Origin of the sequence: Psychrobacter sp. K31L, from assembly GCF_017942195.1 — a bacterium.
Lineage (GTDB): Bacteria > Pseudomonadota > Gammaproteobacteria > Pseudomonadales > Moraxellaceae > Psychrobacter > Psychrobacter glaciei.
Genome location: NZ_JAGKSC010000010.1, coordinates 69,648 through 86,314, shown reverse-complemented (window position 1 = coordinate 86,314; position 16,667 = coordinate 69,648). Strand labels below are relative to the sequence as shown.

Annotated in this window: 14 protein-coding genes; 10 read left to right on the top strand and 4 right to left on the bottom strand. The window is 42.4% G+C overall.

Annotated features, from left to right (window positions below; translation table 11 throughout):
- Positions 1-430 precede the first annotated feature (430 nt).
- The 6 genes from J5X94_RS12945 (at position 431) to J5X94_RS12920 (ending at position 5,546) form a co-directional block, all read left to right on the top strand.
- Positions 431-1,489 (top strand): TRAP transporter substrate-binding protein, encoded by a 1,059-nt coding sequence (locus tag J5X94_RS12945; protein ID WP_189586626.1) that lies wholly within the window; start codon positions 431-433, stop codon positions 1,487-1,489.
- Positions 1,490-1,506: 17 nt separating this feature from the next.
- Positions 1,507-2,034, top strand: a complete 528-nt coding sequence (locus J5X94_RS12940) for a TRAP transporter small permease (RefSeq protein ID WP_210541508.1) — start codon at positions 1,507-1,509, stop codon at positions 2,032-2,034.
- On the top strand, positions 2,031-3,320 hold the full coding sequence (locus tag J5X94_RS12935) for a TRAP transporter large permease (protein WP_189586629.1): 1,290 nt from the start codon (positions 2,031-2,033) through the stop codon (positions 3,318-3,320). The genes J5X94_RS12940 and J5X94_RS12935 overlap by 4 nt, the downstream gene beginning before the upstream one ends.
- A 144-nt stretch (positions 3,321-3,464) precedes the next feature.
- The gene (locus J5X94_RS12930) at positions 3,465-3,683 is read left to right on the top strand and encodes a dodecin family protein (protein ID WP_010197784.1); all 219 of its coding nucleotides are present in this window, start codon (positions 3,465-3,467) and stop codon (positions 3,681-3,683) included.
- 166 nt (positions 3,684-3,849) lie between these two features.
- Positions 3,850-4,902: a 5'-nucleotidase gene (locus J5X94_RS12925; protein WP_210541507.1), complete on the top strand. Its 1,053-nt coding sequence runs from the start codon at positions 3,850-3,852 to the stop codon at positions 4,900-4,902.
- Positions 4,903-4,943: 41 nt separating this feature from the next.
- Complete coding sequence (locus tag J5X94_RS12920) at positions 4,944-5,546, top strand: rhomboid family intramembrane serine protease (RefSeq protein ID WP_210541506.1); 603 nt, start codon at positions 4,944-4,946, stop codon at positions 5,544-5,546.
- Positions 5,547-5,675: 129 nt separating this feature from the next.
- On the opposite strand, the gene J5X94_RS12915 is transcribed toward J5X94_RS12920, so the two are convergent.
- The 3 genes from J5X94_RS12915 to J5X94_RS12905 all read right to left on the bottom strand — a co-directional run bounded on the left by J5X94_RS12915 (position 5,676) and on the right by J5X94_RS12905 (position 8,517).
- Positions 5,676-6,224: a hypothetical protein gene (locus J5X94_RS12915; RefSeq protein ID WP_210541505.1), complete on the bottom strand. Its 549-nt coding sequence runs from the start codon at positions 6,222-6,224 to the stop codon at positions 5,676-5,678.
- 159 nt (positions 6,225-6,383) lie between these two features.
- Complete coding sequence (locus J5X94_RS12910; RefSeq protein WP_210541504.1) at positions 6,384-8,252, bottom strand: sodium:solute symporter family protein; 1,869 nt, start codon at positions 8,250-8,252, stop codon at positions 6,384-6,386.
- Between the two features lie 4 nt (positions 8,253-8,256).
- A complete protein-coding gene (locus J5X94_RS12905) occupies positions 8,257-8,517 on the bottom strand; it encodes a DUF4212 domain-containing protein (protein WP_210541503.1) in 261 nt (86 codons plus the stop codon).
- A 759-nt stretch (positions 8,518-9,276) separates the two neighbouring features.
- On the opposite strand from J5X94_RS12905, the gene J5X94_RS12900 reads away from it, so the two are divergent.
- Entirely contained in the window at positions 9,277-10,773 is a 1,497-nt protein-coding gene (locus tag J5X94_RS12900; RefSeq protein ID WP_194621102.1) for an alanine/glycine:cation symporter family protein, read from the top strand.
- A 107-nt stretch (positions 10,774-10,880) separates the two neighbouring features.
- Here the strand turns inward: J5X94_RS12900 and J5X94_RS12895 are convergent, their stop codons facing one another.
- The gene (locus J5X94_RS12895) at positions 10,881-12,833 is read right to left on the bottom strand and encodes a 4Fe-4S dicluster domain-containing protein (protein WP_416346187.1); all 1,953 of its coding nucleotides are present in this window, start codon (positions 12,831-12,833) and stop codon (positions 10,881-10,883) included.
- A gap of 412 nt (positions 12,834-13,245) precedes the next feature.
- Here J5X94_RS12895 and J5X94_RS12890 point away from each other — a divergent pair, with 412 nt between their 5' ends.
- The 3 genes from J5X94_RS12890 to J5X94_RS12880 all read left to right on the top strand — a co-directional run bounded on the left by J5X94_RS12890 (position 13,246) and on the right by J5X94_RS12880 (position 16,463).
- On the top strand, positions 13,246-13,929 hold the full coding sequence (locus J5X94_RS12890; RefSeq protein WP_210541502.1) for a DUF1285 domain-containing protein: 684 nt from the start codon (positions 13,246-13,248) through the stop codon (positions 13,927-13,929).
- A gap of 156 nt (positions 13,930-14,085) precedes the next feature.
- A complete protein-coding gene (gene murI, locus J5X94_RS12885; RefSeq protein ID WP_210541501.1) occupies positions 14,086-15,087 on the top strand; it encodes a glutamate racemase in 1,002 nt (333 codons plus the stop codon).
- Positions 15,088-15,455: 368 nt separating this feature from the next.
- Positions 15,456-16,463, top strand: a complete 1,008-nt coding sequence (locus tag J5X94_RS12880) for a DUF4062 domain-containing protein (RefSeq protein WP_210541500.1) — start codon at positions 15,456-15,458, stop codon at positions 16,461-16,463.
- The last annotated feature ends 204 nt before the right edge of the window (positions 16,464-16,667 follow it).

Genomic DNA, 16,667 nt, shown 5'->3' with positions numbered 1-16,667 from the left:
TAGCGCCAATGGTAGTGTGGATTCGTCCATGTGAGAGTAGGTCATCGTCAGCTCTCTATTCAAAAGCTAAACCCCCTTACGCGAAAGTGTAAGGGGGTTTTCTTTGTGCGCGGTTTGCCTCTTTACAAATATTCGTTGTTTAGAACATCTTGCTTGTAGTCGGTAATCCGTCGAAATTTAGTATCTGAGAGTACTATTAGATTTGTCCATTGCGTTTCGTTAATCTATGCTTATTTTTGAATGGATTATTGCCTTATATGCTCAAAATGATTTGACTTATATCATTATAGCTGCTAATTTTATATAGTATATTTATTGCAGATTTATTAGAAAGACGTTTTAACTTTGTAAATGATTAATTATTTCATCGACTTAGAGTGCTAAACGTAAGCTCTACTCCTCATCTCATAATTATCAAAAGGAATTGATAATGAAGCTAGCTCCTCTTTTTTCAATTGGTGCCTTGGCAGCGATCAGTCTTTTAGGCTGTTCTAACCAATCCGCTGATACTACTGATGGCTCATCAGCAACTTCTCAAGAAACTACTGTTTTACGCTTTTCTCACTTCTGGCCAGCAACATCATCTATTAGCACTGAGGTTTTTGAACCTTGGGCTAAACAAATAGAGACAGATTCTAATGGTCGCTTGAAAGTAGAATTGTATCCCTCAGCAGGTCTTGCTAAAGCAGATGTTACCTATGAATCTGCTGCAAAAGGTACGATCGATATCGGCTCACAGGCTCATGGCTATACTAACGGCCGCTTCCCTTTAACTCAAATTACTGAGCTCCCCGGACTATCAAATTCAGCCACTCAAATGGGTTGTATGCTCCAGACCCTTTATGATGATGGCACACTTGCTAGTGAATATGAAGATTCTCATCTCCTGTTTATGTATGGTGCTGGTCCTGGCGCACTTCATACCACTGACAAGCTAATTCGAACGCCTGAAGATATGAAAGGTATGCGTATCCGTCGTCCTTCAGCCGTGGCTGGTGATATCATCGAAAGCGCTGGCGCTTCACCGGTAGGTCTACCTGCTAATGATATGTATACCTCTTTACAGCGCGGAGTTGTGGATGGCTTGAGTTTCCCTTGGGAAGCAGTTACTGCTTTCAAAATCGACGAAATTACGAAATATCATACAAATATTCCTTTTTATAGTTCAGCGCTTATGGTGACGATGAACAAAGATAAGTACGATAATTTGCCTGATGATCTAAAACAAGTCTTGGATAAAAACTCAGGGATGGCATTGGCTAATAAGGTCGGTGAAGTGTTTGATAAGCATGATCAGATGGCAATTCAAGCTGCCAAAGATAAGGGTGACGAAATTATCGAAATTCCTGATCCACTAAATGATCCAGATTGGAAAGGTCCGCTTGAAAGAGGAACGCAAAAATATCTAAAAGACGTCAATGCTTTAGGTTTGGATGCTGATAGTGTCTATGAAAAGGCCAAAGCTGCCAGTGCTGCCTGTAAGGTATAACCTATTGGAGGTGTCACATGGCATTTTTAGTCAAAATTAGTACCTTTATTTCTAGATTATGCCAATTTTTTGGTGGTGTCAGTCTTATTATTATTGTTCTAACCACCATGTTGGATGTGACGGCTCGTTATATATTCAAGCTCACTGGTGGTGAGTTTGGATTTACGGTCAAGGGTAGCGTAGAAATTGTGTCTTATTTCATGCTATTTTCCTTGCTTGCCGCCTTTGCCGCTTTCGTTGAACGCTCACAAATCATCGTTGATGTCTTTACTCAAAAGATGCCTCAAGCCGTTAAAGGCTACATGATGGGCATCTTTATGATGGGCTTTTTTGTCATTGGTATTGTGTTCTCATGGGGTCTCTATGAGAGCGCCATTGATGCCATAGAATACGGTAAAGTTACCCAAGATCTTCGATTATCAATGATGCCTATCTATGCATTTAGCGCATTCTTAAGTTTTTTACTCGCCATTCGCTCGTTAATCGAATCCATTAATATCTTTAAAACGGGCGAGTTCTTTGACGCCGAGGAGACAGGCGCATGAGTCCAGAAATTATTGGAGCCATTGGCTTAGTCGTCATGATCCTGCTTGTTGTCCTGCGAGTGCCAGTCGCACTTGCCATGTTGGGTGTGGGTTTGGTTGGTTTTGGAGCAGTGACTGCGCCAAGCGGTGCTTTACAGATGCTCAAAGACATTCCAGTAGATGTCTTGGCAAAATATGACTTTAGTGCTATTCCGTTATTTATTTTAATGGGAGTCTTTGCCACACATTCAGGTATGGCAGGAAAATTGTTTGAAGCTACCCGAACCATTTTTGGTGGAGTACGAGGGAGTCTTGGTATCGCGGGTATCGGATCATCTGGTATTTTTGCTTCTATTTCAGGCTCATCATTAGCTACTGCCTCTACCATGACGAAGGTTGCGTTGCCACAGATGGAGAAGTATGGTTATCAACCTGGTTTTGCTTGTGGTATTTTAGCAGCAGGTGGCACATTAGGTATTATGATTCCGCCTAGTATTGCGCTACTGGTTTATGCCATCCTAACTCAGCAGTCCGTTGGTGACATGTTTATTGCAGGCTTTTTGCCTGGTATGTTAGGGATGGTGATGTACTCAATCACTGTCATGATTATGGTACGCTGGAAACCGCATTTAGCGCGTCGTGGCGAGTCGACTACTTGGAAAGAGAAGCTCATATCGTTAACCGGTTTGATACCGTTTAGCTTTATTTTTATCGTGATTATTGCGGGTATTTTCTTTGGGCTATTCACTCCCACAGAAGGCGCAGCAGTCGGTGCATTTGTCTCTTGGGCTTACGCTTTTGTTAAAGGCATGCGTATGAAAGGCCTTAAGCAATCGCTGATTGAGACGCTCGCATTATCAGCAGTGGTCTTCTTTATGCTACTGGGTGCAGAAGCGTTGGGCTATTTTATCTCAGTGTCACGCTTGTCTTATACATTAGCGACTTGGATTGGTACGTTAGCAGTGAGTCCAATGGTCGTACTGATCTGTATCTTGATCATGTACTTCCTCCTAGGGTTGTTCATGGATGCTTTAGCGATGCTAGTGATTACCATTCCAGTGGTGTATCCAATCATTGTTGCTTTAGGCTTCGATCCAGTATGGTTTGGTATTATTGCCGTATTGACGGTAGAGCTTGGATTGATAACGCCGCCGATGGGAATGAATATTTTCGTGATTAAGGCAATGGCTCCGCATATCAAACTGTCCGATATGTTCCGCGGGGTAGCACCATTCATTGTTTCTGATGTGATTCGATTGGTTATTCTGGTCGCGTTTCCAGCGATATCTTTAGTGCTATTAAGTTAATTCCTACATAAAATAACACTGAAGCATTGTTGCGTACTATGTATAACGCTAGAATAAATGAGAGACATCGCTTTAAAGTATCATTTCTACGATAAGCTTGTCTTAAAACACTCATTTTAGAATCACATGGATGCGAGAAATATTATGACAATTGCCAAGAATATCGAGATCAGTAGTACCTCTGAAACCAGTTTTGAAGATGCTATTCAACAAGGTATTGAACGGATTTCTAAGACCGTTAATAATGTTGAAGGCGCTTGGATAAAAGAGCAAAAAGTAGGGGTTACTGATGGAAAAATCAGTAAATATCATGTCATTATGATTGTAAGTTTTGTCATTAATGATGGTGCTGATATTAGCTAAGTGTTCCTTGAAACCTAAAAAAGACTGCGATTGCAGTCTTTTTTTTGTCATAAAAAATATATATTGAGGATTGTTGTGATTAGCAGGAGTAGCCACACAGCTTGCCTATATATGTAGTAAAATAAAACCCTATCATTTTGAATATTTAGAATAGAAGTAAACATTTATGGCTGTCGATTTTAGTAACACGCTCATAGTCGCGATTTCTGCAACCGCGCTGTTTGATTTAGCAGAATCAGAAAATTATTTATTACAGCTATTAGAACACCGGCCTGAAAGCGCTATAAAGGAGTTTCGTGACTATATGGCAGCGCGTGAAAACGAGCCGTTAAATATTGGCGCGGGCTATCCGCTTATCAGAGCACTGCTAAATTTGAATCATTATTGTGAAGACGATACTGTACAGCTCCCTGATATTGAAGCGCCTTTGGTCGAAGTAGTGATTGTCTCGAAGAGTAGTCCAGATACGGGCATTCAAGTACTCAATGCCATTCGTGAACATGGACTCAATATTTCTCGATCAGCATTCATATCGGGCAGTCCTGTTTCGCCTTATATCAGAGATTTTAATATTGATCTGTTTTTGACCACCAATCGTGAGGATGCGCAGCAAGTTGCTGATGCCAATATCTGCGCTTGTGCGATACTCGATGCGACGCCTGTTAATACTTATAAATTGGATACCAATCAGCTGCGTATCGCTTTTGATGGTGATGCCGTGCTGTTTGATGATTCAGGTGAGCTACTCTATAAGCAAAAAGGATTGCGTGCCTTTCATGATCGTGAAGCACAGATGCGTGACTTGCCAATTGAGAAAGGGCCTTATGCTGAATTATTAATTAAGCTATCGAACTTGCAAGAGCGTCTACCAGCAGGCCTTCAATATTCTCCTATAAAGATTGCGTTGGTGACGGCTCGCAATGCACCCGCTGACCTGCGTGCGATTAAGACATTGCGAGAGTGGGGCGTCAATGTTGATATGGCGTTTTTCTTAGGAGGTCTGGAAAAAACGGCTGTACTTAGGACGTTTGCGCCACATATCTTTTTTGATGACTCTATTAAGCATATCGATGCCGCGCGCAGTTTTGTTCCTACCGCCTTAGTGCCTTATCATTCGACGTCGTTACTGCATGCCAATAGTTATTTAACAGTGGACAAAGATGTTTCATTATTATCATTCAAGCCGATACAGCAACCACTGTTTTCAGTGAACCATTAGAGTCTGTTGAATAAAATAAAATCAATAGGATAAAAGATTATATGAAGTGGCGGCAATTACTCACGTTGATATTAGTACGAATCAAGCAAGTTATCGGCTTATATGCTTTTGTCTTAGTGCCGATGTGGGGTATGTTTTTTCTTAATAAGTTTGCGCTGTTTGGACTGTGGAATATTTTTGGCATTGTCCCGCGTGCTCTTGATATCGGTAGCATGATTGGGGTGTTTGCTTCATGGACGATGCATGGCAATTTTTCACATTTGCTTGGCAATAGTGTAACTTTATTACAAATTCTATTTTTATTTGGGCTTTTTGAGAACAATGCTTATCGTACGATTGTTAAGCTCATTATCGCTTCGGGTTTGGTCACTTGGGTCATTGGCTCGCCGCTATCAATTCATATCGGGGCATCAGGGTTATGCTTCGCGATGCTTGGTTATATGATAGGGGGAGCCGTGTTCGCTCGGCGTTGGGGTTATTTAATCGCTTGTATCGTTATGGGGGCAGGGTACTGGCTCACCATCAAAGAAGGCTTAATGCCACAAGAAGGTATCTCTTTTGCCGCCCATTTTGGTGGTTTATGTGCGGGGCTACTGCTAGGTGCCAATTCTAAGCACACTTATACGACAACGCCTCATCAGTGAAAAGTAAAGCGTATAAATAAGGCGGTATTTTCAGATTTTTTATTCATTCAAAATACCGCCTTATCATCACATGTCTCTTTGAAGACTTTCCTGCTTATGAATTTACTGTTCTAAATCTCTCTTAATTCGTTAGCTTTGTTTATCAGTGCAAATACTGATAAATAGCGGATCATCAGTTGCTAGGTCTCGCCATGCAGTCGTTTGCTTTACATATTCATCAATTGATAGCGTATTGCCTTTCTCAGGTATCACGTAGTCTGCACGTGCAGGAATACTACAATCGATAACTTGAGGGACTGTCTCTACGGCTCTTCGTCTTTCAAATAGATATAAATTGAATAAATGTATATCTGGATTATCGACTTGCACACTCGCATTTCCAATATCGGCAGCGATAAACCGTAATATTTGCGGCTTAGCGTAAGACCATGGGCGGAACCACTCCGTGCTTTCTGCTGTTTTGACGACTTCTACAGCTTTTGGTAGCTTCTCCACTTGTTGACCATACCAGCTGTACTCCTGATTTATCTGAAATGCAAACATACCAATAGCAGCAAATAAGGGAATCAGCCATTTAGGGGCGCGTTTGCCTGCCAGTTTGCTGAGGTGAGTTATGATAAGTGCTAGTCCCGCCATGCCAAATGCGGCAGCGATGGTAGCGATAAACTCAAAAAGCATAAAATATTCCTTAATGCGTGAGATATGTTTAATTGAACTTATTGGATAAAGGAAGAATTTAAAATATCGTTATTATAGCGCCAAGATAAAAAAATCACTCACAAGCAGTGACTGCCTGTGAGTGATATATTAACAGAAGATATATCCTCAGTTGCAAGCTTAGTGGTCGACGGCACCACCAGCGCCACGTGGAGAACGTACGCTCTCAACCAACTCTTGGATATGTGCTGGTGGTGGGGCAGTAGCATAAGATACGGCGAATGCTACGATGAAGTTAAGCAGCGCACCAACTGCACCAAATGATAATGGTGAGATACCAAATAACCAGTACTCTTCAGTATCAGGGAAGTTAGCAGTACCACTGATGAAGAACCAACCTTTGAACATAAAGATATAGACAAGAACGACTATTAAACCAGTCAACATACCTGCAATAGCACCAAGATTGTTGATGCGTTTAGAGAAAATACCCATCATCAACACAGGGAACAATGAGGAGGCCGCAATACCGAAGGCTAAGGCAACAACCTGCGCAGCAAACCCTGGTGGGTTGATACCCAGATAAGTCGCTACTACGATTGCCACACCCATCGTAATACGAGCATATTTAAGTTCTTGTTTATCAGTGATATTTGGGTTTAGGTTACGTTTGATTAAGTCATGACTAATCGCTGATGAAATCGCAAGGAGTAGCCCAGCTGCTGTTGATAGGGCTGCTGCCAAACCACCTGCCGCGATAAGACCAATAACCCATGATGGCAGATTCGCGATTTCTGGGTTAGCAAGTACTAAGATATCAGCGTTTACATCAAGCTCGTTACCTGCCCATCCGGCATCAGCAAAACGACCATCAAGTTCTGCATCATGTGCAATGCGAGCTTTTTCTACCGCTGCAGTTGCAGTAGCAACATCGCCACCGTCAGCTTGAGCTGTATTGAGGGCTATTTGAGCGGCACCAAGTCCACTGTCGCTATATAACTGGATACGACCATCATTATTGAGATCGTTATACTTAATAAGACCGGTCTCTTCCCATGTTTTCATCCAGTCAGGACGCTCATTATTGAGAATAGGCTGATTTTCGACACCTTGTGGATAGATAGTATCTACTAAGTTTAAGCGTGCCATCGCACCAACGGCAGGTGCTGTGAAGTACAGGAGCGAGATAAATACCAATGTCCAACCTGCGGTCCATCGCGCATCAGCCACTTTAGGAACCGTAAAAAAGCGAATGATAACGTGTGGTAAACCTGCAGTACCGATCATAAGCGTTAAGGTAAATAACACCATGTTTAGCTTATTAGGCACATCAGCAGTATAGGATGCAAAACCTAAGTCAGTAACCACTTGATTCAACTTGGTCAAGATAGGAACACCTGATTCAACATGATTTGAGAACAAACCAAGGCCTGGAATAGGGTTACCCGTTAATTCAAGTGAGATGAAAACCGCAGGAATAGTATAAGCAATCATTAGAACGACGTACTGTGCAACCTGCGTGTAAGTAATCCCTTTCATACCGCCCAATACCGCGTAAAAGAATACAACGACTGCTGCGATAATCAGACCAGTGGTACTTTCAACTTCTAAGAAGCGCGAGAATGCAACACCAGCACCGGTCATCTGACCAATAACGTAAGTGGTCGATGCGGTAATCAAACAAACGACCGCAATCATAGCTGCTGTCTTGGAATAAAAGCGATCACCAATGAAATCAGGAACGGTGAACTTACCAAATTTACGTAAGTAAGGGGCTAAGAGCATCGCGAGTAGAACATAACCGCCAGTCCAACCCATCAAGTAGGTAGAAGCGCCATAACCACCAGCAGCAATAAGACCTGCCATTGAGATAAATGACGCTGCACTCATCCAGTCAGCAGCGGTTGCCATACCGTTGACGACTGGATGGACACCGCCGCCTGCAACATAAAATTCACTGGTCGAACCAGCACGGGCCCAAATCGCGATACCGAAATAGAGAGCGAAGGATAGACCCACAAATATAAGATTAACTACAAATTGACTCATGGGGCTATTCCTCGTCTACGCCATATTGTTTATCTAACTTATTCATACGCCATGCGTAAAAGAAAATCAGAATAATAAACACCCCGATGGAACCTTGTTGGGCAAACCAAAAACCCAAGTCAGTACCACCGATCTTGATACCAGCTAATAGAGGACGTAATAAGATAGCAAAGCCGTACGAGCATAGTGCCCAAATAACTAGGCTACCTACGATGAGACGGATATTGGCACGCCAATAACCGGATGGATCGTTATGATTTTTCATAGGACAACTCCTTTTGTCTTACCTAAAAAATACCAATAATATAAAAAAGACAGTGGCTATTTCTTATCAAAAAAATCAATATAAAAAATAGACACGTACTGCTTTATATAATGAAAACGATGACGCGCAATAGTATGTTTATTTATTGGTGGTTTTTTACTTAAAATAAAAGCAACTACTCTTGTAGGCATCACATTGATTGAAACCATTGATCTAAACCATCGAATGGTAAAAACAGCATTTCTTGAGGAAGGCAGAAAGGGTGGACTATCCAGTGTCTTTTTTGCAATCTCGTCTTCCTGACAAGAGTTTTAATGTTTTGAGCACTCTAACTCTTTGTGCTGACTGGTAATTATAAAAGCAGCACAAATAGATATGAAATTCATCTTAGCACGATTCAATAAATATCATTGCAAACAACTGAGCATAAATTATGGGGAATATACTGATAATTAGTTTGGTTATTATTATAAAAACGACATTACTGAAACTGCACGAAAAATGTTCAGTGTATGCCGCTAAATTATTGTTTATATATATTCTATATAATATGAGATACAAGCATTATTTATTTTAGAAATAAATATATAAAACGGATAACCAAACGTGATACTCGCAAGTCATTTAATATCTATATCATGCACAGGATGTTTTAGTATCAAACATTTTGTCCATAACCTTGTGAGGTTTTGAATCGTTAAAATATGATATTAATATAAAATTTAAGTAACGTATATAAAGAGTGAGTAGGGAGCCCATATGAACGAAGGGATAGTAAGTTGGTTTAATAACATCGTAAATTATGGTGTCAGTATTATCTGGGGTAACAATGACTGGTTAATTGCGAGCAATCCTTGGTATGGATTACTGATGTTCGTGCTGATTGGCGCAGGTCTTTATTTTACCGTGGCCACACGTTTTATACAGTTTCGCCACTTTGGTCATATGTGGCAGCTGTTACGTGTTTCAAACCAAGGGCGCAAAGATGGCGGTATCAGCTCGTTTGAAGCCTTGATGACCTCACTCGCGGCGCGCGTTGGTACGGGTAACTTGGCAGGGGTCGCAATTGCTATTTATCTCGGTGGTCCGGGTGCTGTTTTTTGGATGTGGATGACAGCGATAGTCGGCATGTCGACCAGCTTTATTGAGTCTACTTTAGCGCAAGCATACAAGGTGCCGCATAACGATAACGTTTACCGCGGTGGACCAGCTTACTATATTGAAAAAGGTCTGGGTAAACGCTGGCTAGCGATATTTTTCTCGTTATGTTTGCTGGTGGCTTTTGGTTTGGCGTTCAATGGCGTGCAATCAAATACCATTGCTCAAGCAACCAATGAAGCCTTTGGTATCCCAACATGGATGACAGGCTTAATATTAGTAGTACTGGTGGCGCCAGTGGTGTTTGGTGGTTTACGCTCAGTGGCTCGTATCGCGGGTAAAATTGTGCCGGTGATGGCGATTTTATATATCTTATTGGCGCTATTCATTATCGTTACTAACTTTAGCCAATTCCCCGCAGCGATTGCGTTAATTGTAAAATCCGCCTTTGGTTTTGAGCAGGCAGCGGGCGGGGTCATCGGCTACGGTATTGCTCAGGCGATGATTAACGGTATCAAGCGTGGTTTGTTTTCTAACGAAGCAGGTATGGGGTCAGCCCCGAATGCGGCGGCAACAGCAAAAAGTCATCCTGACCATCCAGCAGTGCAAGGATTTATGCAAATGCTTGGCGTATTTATGGACACGCTGATTATTTGTACTGCCACCGCATCGATTATTATCTTATCGGGTGTGGTTGACCCGAACGTTGAGCAAGAAGGTATTCAGCTTACGCAGTTGGCGTTGTCCCAGTATGTTGGTGATTTGGGTGTGGTCTTCGTCGCGATTGCTATTTTCTTTTTCTCATTTACGTCCATTATTGCCAATTACAGCTACGGTGAATCAAATCTTGAGTTTATCTCTGGTGCCAAAAACGCCAAAGTGATGATTATGATTTTCCGTTTTATGGTGTTGGGTATGGTCTTTGTCGGTGCGATTGCTAGTTTGCCTGCCATCTGGAACTTCGCTGATTTGTCGATGGGTCTGATGGCCTTGGTCAACTTAGTGGCGATTTTGCTTTTGTCTCCAGTAGCACTTAGAATTTTGCGTGACTACGAGCGCCAAGTGAAAGAAGGCAAAACAGGAGATCAGATTAAGTTCAATCCTGATGACTTTGTGAAGTTAAAAGACGAAGCCAATCGTGATGCCTGGACGGATTAAGTTGACAGATTAGTTGTGACTGTTAAATAAAGTGTATTAGTACAAAAAAAACCGCCCTTATTATTAAGAGCGGTTTTTTATTGATTTCTATTTATCTCAATCATGACTTACATGTTTGGATAGTTAGGACCGCCGCCACCTTCGGGCGTTACCCAAGTAATGTTCTGCGAGGGATCTTTGATGTCACAGGTTTTACAATGCACGCAGTTTTGCGCATTGATAACAAACTTAGCACCTTCCGCATCTTTGACCACTTCATAGACACCCGCTGGGCAGTACAAACGTGCTGGCTCAGCATATAGGGGTAAGTTGATTGAAATAGGCACCGTTTGATCGGTGAGTTTCAAGTGCGTTGGTTGATCTTCGGTATGGTTGGTGTTAGAGATAAATACCGACGACAACTTGTCAAATATCAGCTTGCCATCAGGCTTGAGGTAGGTTGGCTGATAAGCGTGGTTGGCACGCTCTAACTGATCGTAATCTGGCAGGTTATCGTGCAAGGTAAATGGCATTTTACCTTTCAATAAGTTGTGCTCGATAAAGGTAAACGCTCCGCCCATAAACAGACCCATACGATGTATCGCAGGTGAAAAGTTGCGCGACTCGTAGTTATCTTTATACAACCATGACTCTTTATACATGGTGGTATAAGCAATCACTTCATCATGCTGACGATCTGCTTGTAATGCTTCAAAAATAGCTTCGGCTGCCAGCATGCCTGACTTCATTGACGTATGCGTGCCTTTGATTTTTGCTGGGTTCAAGAATCCAGCATCATCACCGACCAATACACCACCTGGGAAGGTGAATTTTGGTAGTGAGTTTAAGCCACCTTTAGTCAAAGCACGAGCACCGTAAGAAATGCGCTTACCACCTTCGAGTACATTTTTAATGACAGGATGCGTCTTTAGGCGCTGCATTTCATCAAATGGTGACATGTATGGGTTGTGATAGGACAAATCTGCGACGAGACCAAAACTGACTTGGTTGTTTTCATCGAAGTATAACCACCACCCACCAGTAGAGCCCGTTTCGGTCAATGGCCAGCCAAGTCCGTGCATGACCACGCCTTGCTCGTGCTTCTCTGGGACAACTTCCCACAATTCTTTTAGACCAATACCGTAATGCTGAGGATCTGAGTCTTTATCAAGATCAAAACGGCTGATTAAGCGTTTGCCTAGATGACCACGGCTGCCTTCGGCAAAAATAGTGTATTTGGCAAGCAGCTCATAACCGGGTTCAAAGCTTGGCTTGGCTTCGCCATTGGCGGCGACACCCATATCACCAGTTAAGATACCGCGTACCGAACCATCGTCGTTATACAAAATATCATCAGCTGGGAAGCCTGGGAACATCATGACTTCTAGCTCTTCAGCTTGTACTGCTAACCAACGAACCACATTACCTAGCGAGACAATATAGTTACCGTCATTGTGCATCGGTGCTGGAATCAAAGGATCTGGCACTTTAGTAGAGCGTGTGGCTGAATTTAAGTAGTAGAAGCGATCTTCGGTGGCTGGCACGTTTAGCGGTGCGCCTTTTTCTTTCCAGTCTGGTATCAGCTCATTTAAAGCACGTGGCTCGATAACAGCGCCAGATAAGGTATGCGCACCAAATTCAGAGCCTTTTTCGACCACACAAACCATAAATTCATCGTTGCCAGCTTTAATAGCGAGCTGACGCAGACGAATCGCAGCAGATAGACCAGCAGGTCCACCGCCAACGATAATAACGTCAAATTCCATGGATTCGCGCTCAATCTCAGGCTCTGCCGCGACAGGTTCTACTACTGGCTCAGGTGTTTTTTCGACCGCTACTTTCTCAGCAGGCTCTTTATCCACGGCGACCGTTTCGACTGCTTTTTCTGTCGCAGCTTCATTGGTCTCTGCTTTATCGAGGTCGGCGGTTTCGACAGCAACTTCTTCAGCTGGCGCTTCTTTGGTCAGCGTCGTTGACTCTGGTGTTGTGGTGTCTGGCTTGGCCGTATCTGTCGCGACTGGTGCATCAGTGTGAACGCTATCACCGTCGACGACTGGCTTTTGATTGTCTTGCTCTTGCATACCTACTCCTAAACTTTTAGTGGCTTATCTCAGGGCATCATTAGCTTAACAATTGCATAATAAGGCTTGCGGCGCTAATTTCACTCAGACATATGGCTGCTCGACAGAAACTGTCTTTGCGGCATCAATTGACAACGTTGCTATTAAACTAAACCCAGTTAATGAAAAACTATTAACACATCAGCTAAAATGTGTTGTTAATGCAACGCTCACTTGACTGTTTCAATAAAAAATCGTTACTCATTATAAAAGAAAAGTCCTATAAACACGATACGCATTTACGAGTATCAGTGTTAAGGTGAAATTCATGTAGCAAAGGTATAATGTTGATATGGTCTCATCATACCCGAAACTAAAATTTATAGTAATAACAGATTTGCCAAACTTTAATTACTAGGTAAAGGATCAACTGATGAGTAATGATAATAGTAAGATGGATAATAATATACAAAGCAGCGCTAATAGCCCACAGCACGTGGCATCCAACCAAAATCCGATGAAAGCACTTAACCAGTATTTAAAGTCTGCCGCAGGCACACGCGAGGGAAGAGCGATACCACCACTGGAAAAATGGCACCCTGAACAAGTGGATGATATGGATTTGGTGATTAAAGCCAACGGTGAGTGGTGGCATGAAGGCGGACAAATGACCAGAGAGTCATTGGTGAGCTTATTTGCCACTATCTTATGGAAAGAAGAAAATAATGGCGTAGCAGAGTATTTTTTAAAGACACCCGTACAAAAACTTCGCATTCAGGTAGAAGATGCACCATTATTGATTAATGATGTCGGTATCGTCGATGAAGCTAATAATAGCTGGCTAGAATTTACCACAACGACTGGTGATGTGGTACGTTTAGATGACGAGCATCCAATTACTTTACGGGCTTATAGCCTTGATGGTACTACTGACGACCAATCTGACGTGCAAGTAAGACCTTATATGCCAGTCAGAAACGGCTTGACTGCATTAATCGGTCGTAATGTTTTTTATCATTTGACTGAAATCGGTGAGCTGACAGAGCAAAAAGGTGAGACGATACTAACCTTGCAAAGTGGTGGTCGATCTTACGAGCTTTCTATGCCAACTGGCTAATTATTACTAAGTCTTATTTATTATTGCGATAAGCTGCCTTTCTATTTATATTAAGAGTAGTATTCTACATTAAGGGTAATGTTTTATATTAAGAGTAACATTTGAAAATTGCTATCAAAATGAAGGTATCGATATGAAGACAGCGGTAGCGTACCGATGAATATTGCTGCAACCAATCTGTTAAACGTAGTTGAGAGGCCATCGATTGCCGTTGAAAAGCGAGATTCTAAAAAACCTGTTATTGATACCGCTAAAAATGCCACTTCGGTTAGCCAAGCTATGATTAATAAAGAGCGCAATGCCCCGATTGGCTTATTTGATTCTGGTATAGGCGGTCTGTCTGTCTATCTGCATTTAGCTCAGCAACTGCCTGCCGAGCGTTATATTTATTATGCAGATACCTTGCATGTGCCGTATGGCAATCGTGATAGTGAAGATATCGAAGCATTGACCCTGACAGCAGTAGAGTGGCTGTATCAGCAGGGCTGCAAGCTCATTGTGATTGCCTGCAACAGTGCTTCTGCCTATGCTTTAGAGACAGCTAGACGATGTTATCCGCAGTTGCCTATCGTCGGTTTGGTACCAGCGCTCAAGCCAGCAGTGTTGGCCAGTAAGAGCAAACACGTTGCTGTATTGGCTACCAAAGCAACTTTGAATGGCATGTTACTGAATGAAGTCATTACTGCTATTGCCAGTCCTAATCGCACACTAGTGACCAAATATTTCGATCCACAGTTGGTACCTTGGGTAGAGGCAGGTATGCCAGAGAATTGTGAGACTGCGAAGCGGTTACGGCAGCAGCTACAGATATTTGCACAAGATGGAGTGGATCAGTTGGTACTAGGCTGTACCCATTATCCATTTTTTAAAGCATTCTTGTTGGATGAGATTGCGCAGCAGCAACTATCGATACAAGTGGTGGACTCAGGACAAGCGATCGCTGAGCGGGTCAAGCAACTCTTGGTTGCAAACCAGTTGTCTGCCTTACTTGATAGTCGTGCGAAAAATGATGGTATAGAAGGTAGGGAGACAGGTAAAAAAAATCGACCTCCGTTGACTTTTTATGCGACCAAATATGATGATAAGTTGGTTATGCTACTACAGCGCTTACTGGGTAAAGAGACGTGCTTACAGTACTATACTAAGGGCGTGTCCTAAATACTAAGGGCGTGTCCTAAATTCAATTGATCATGTCTGAAAGGAAGCAACCAGATGAGTCAAAATAGCTAAATCTTGCCAAACGGCGCTAAATAGCTGGTCAACATCTTGATATTATCTATGCTGTTTTTCTTATCTTTATTACTATTTTCAAAATGAAGATACGGCCTAGTAAGTGTTGACATTGATAGGCGAAGAAAAAACTGTTTATAACCATCTTGCTATATCTGTATTAGACAGCATAGACCTGATTATAAAATAAGCTGAGCGTACCTCCATAGGATTATGCTGGGCTGTGCAAGACATGATATTTGTGCTATTTTTACGTTCATATTTATTCCTGTCATCCCCCAAGCGCAGAGGTTATTTTGCCAAACCGTCGTTATCACATTCATGTCATATGCGCTGACAACGATCAGTTGCTAATGCTGGACAGTTTGGCGGTTTTTTTTCAGGCGCGCGCATTTCTAACCTACGATGTCTCCAGCAAATTGCCAAAAGCCTCGTTGTATGGCCGCCAATGCATCGATGCGTGCGATTATGCGTTAATGGTGGTCGGGGATAGCTACGGCACAGTACAAAATACCGGTGTCAGTCAAATGCATTTAAGCTATTTGAATGCCAAAGCCAAACTCAAACCCTTACTAATATTAGTCAAAAAGCATCATCAGGGTGCAGATATCAGTCGGCAGTTGCAAGAGTTCATCAACACAGTCACCCAGCAAGCCAAGCATGTTCATTACTATGATGCGGATACAGATATCGAGCAACTGCTTATCCAGGCCTACCATAATATGGTGATTCACTATAGTGTAAAAGACGTGTGGTTAAAGGTCAGCGAGGAATCGATAAGATTAATCAAACAAGCTTCACCTGATTCGATAATCTCTCGGCCTCCTATGAATACGCCACTGAAACAAAATAGCGGTGTTGTCGATGGAGGGGATGTTGCGGATAGTGTCAGCAAGCCGATCGTCTTGACAGACACTTTTGTGATTCAGTATAGCGCGCAAGCCTATGCCGGTGGCAACTTGACAGATGTCACTAGGTCGATGACATTAAGTTGGCAGGAGATATTGTGCACGCTGATGAAGATACCTGCAACTTTCTCAAGTTACGGTTTACAAAGTGCCATGAATCGTCTCATCGCCTCCAAGGCTGAGCATGACATCAAACAAGAGATGCCCAATGTACACGCCGTAGCACGCTGTCAAATCTCCCAAAAGGACCTGAACCATTTGCAACGCCAGCTGGTCGCGGCTAACTGGATACAGTTAACGACTTATGGTACGCGGGTCTCGCAAGAATTGTGGAAATTAACTTTCTATGCTCAAAACCTATTAAAAAATAAACAACCGGCCATTCGGACTCAGTGATGGTCATCAGAAGCTTTAATCAATGGCATGGTAAGGATTGTCAACGGATTTCCTGTGCTTCCTACTACGTTTTGTAATACAAAGCATACGCGGTAACGGTTGTGAATTTAGCCAAGACTCTTGATAATAAAGCTCATTAACGTAAAAAATATTTTATGATATTGGTTATTGGAACAATAGTTATTGAGATAAAAACGGTTCAAA

What these genes read in the sequence shown, in the direction of transcription:
- J5X94_RS12945 (WP_189586626.1), top strand. Translation starts at nt 431, where the DNA reads ATGAAGCTAGCTCCTCTTTTTTCAATTGGTGCCTTGGCAGCGATCAGT.
- J5X94_RS12940 (WP_210541508.1), top strand. Translation starts at nt 1,507, where the DNA reads ATGGCATTTTTAGTCAAAATTAGTACCTTTATTTCTAGATTATGCCAA.
- J5X94_RS12935 (WP_189586629.1), top strand. Translation starts at nt 2,031, where the DNA reads ATGAGTCCAGAAATTATTGGAGCCATTGGCTTAGTCGTCATGATCCTG.
- J5X94_RS12930 (WP_010197784.1), top strand. Translation starts at nt 3,465, where the DNA reads ATGACAATTGCCAAGAATATCGAGATCAGTAGTACCTCTGAAACCAGT.
- J5X94_RS12925 (WP_210541507.1), top strand. Translation starts at nt 3,850, where the DNA reads ATGGCTGTCGATTTTAGTAACACGCTCATAGTCGCGATTTCTGCAACC.
- J5X94_RS12920 (WP_210541506.1), top strand. Translation starts at nt 4,944, where the DNA reads ATGAAGTGGCGGCAATTACTCACGTTGATATTAGTACGAATCAAGCAA.
- J5X94_RS12915 (WP_210541505.1), bottom strand. Translation starts at nt 6,224, where the DNA reads ATGCTTTTTGAGTTTATCGCTACCATCGCTGCCGCATTTGGCATGGCG.
- J5X94_RS12910 (WP_210541504.1), bottom strand. Translation starts at nt 8,252, where the DNA reads ATGAGTCAATTTGTAGTTAATCTTATATTTGTGGGTCTATCCTTCGCT.
- J5X94_RS12905 (WP_210541503.1), bottom strand. Translation starts at nt 8,517, where the DNA reads ATGAAAAATCATAACGATCCATCCGGTTATTGGCGTGCCAATATCCGT.
- J5X94_RS12900 (WP_194621102.1), top strand. Translation starts at nt 9,277, where the DNA reads ATGAACGAAGGGATAGTAAGTTGGTTTAATAACATCGTAAATTATGGT.
- J5X94_RS12895 (WP_416346187.1), bottom strand. Translation starts at nt 12,833, where the DNA reads ATGCAAGAGCAAGACAATCAAAAGCCAGTCGTCGACGGTGATAGCGTT.
- J5X94_RS12890 (WP_210541502.1), top strand. Translation starts at nt 13,246, where the DNA reads ATGAGTAATGATAATAGTAAGATGGATAATAATATACAAAGCAGCGCT.
- murI (WP_210541501.1), top strand. Translation starts at nt 14,086, where the DNA reads ATGAATATTGCTGCAACCAATCTGTTAAACGTAGTTGAGAGGCCATCG.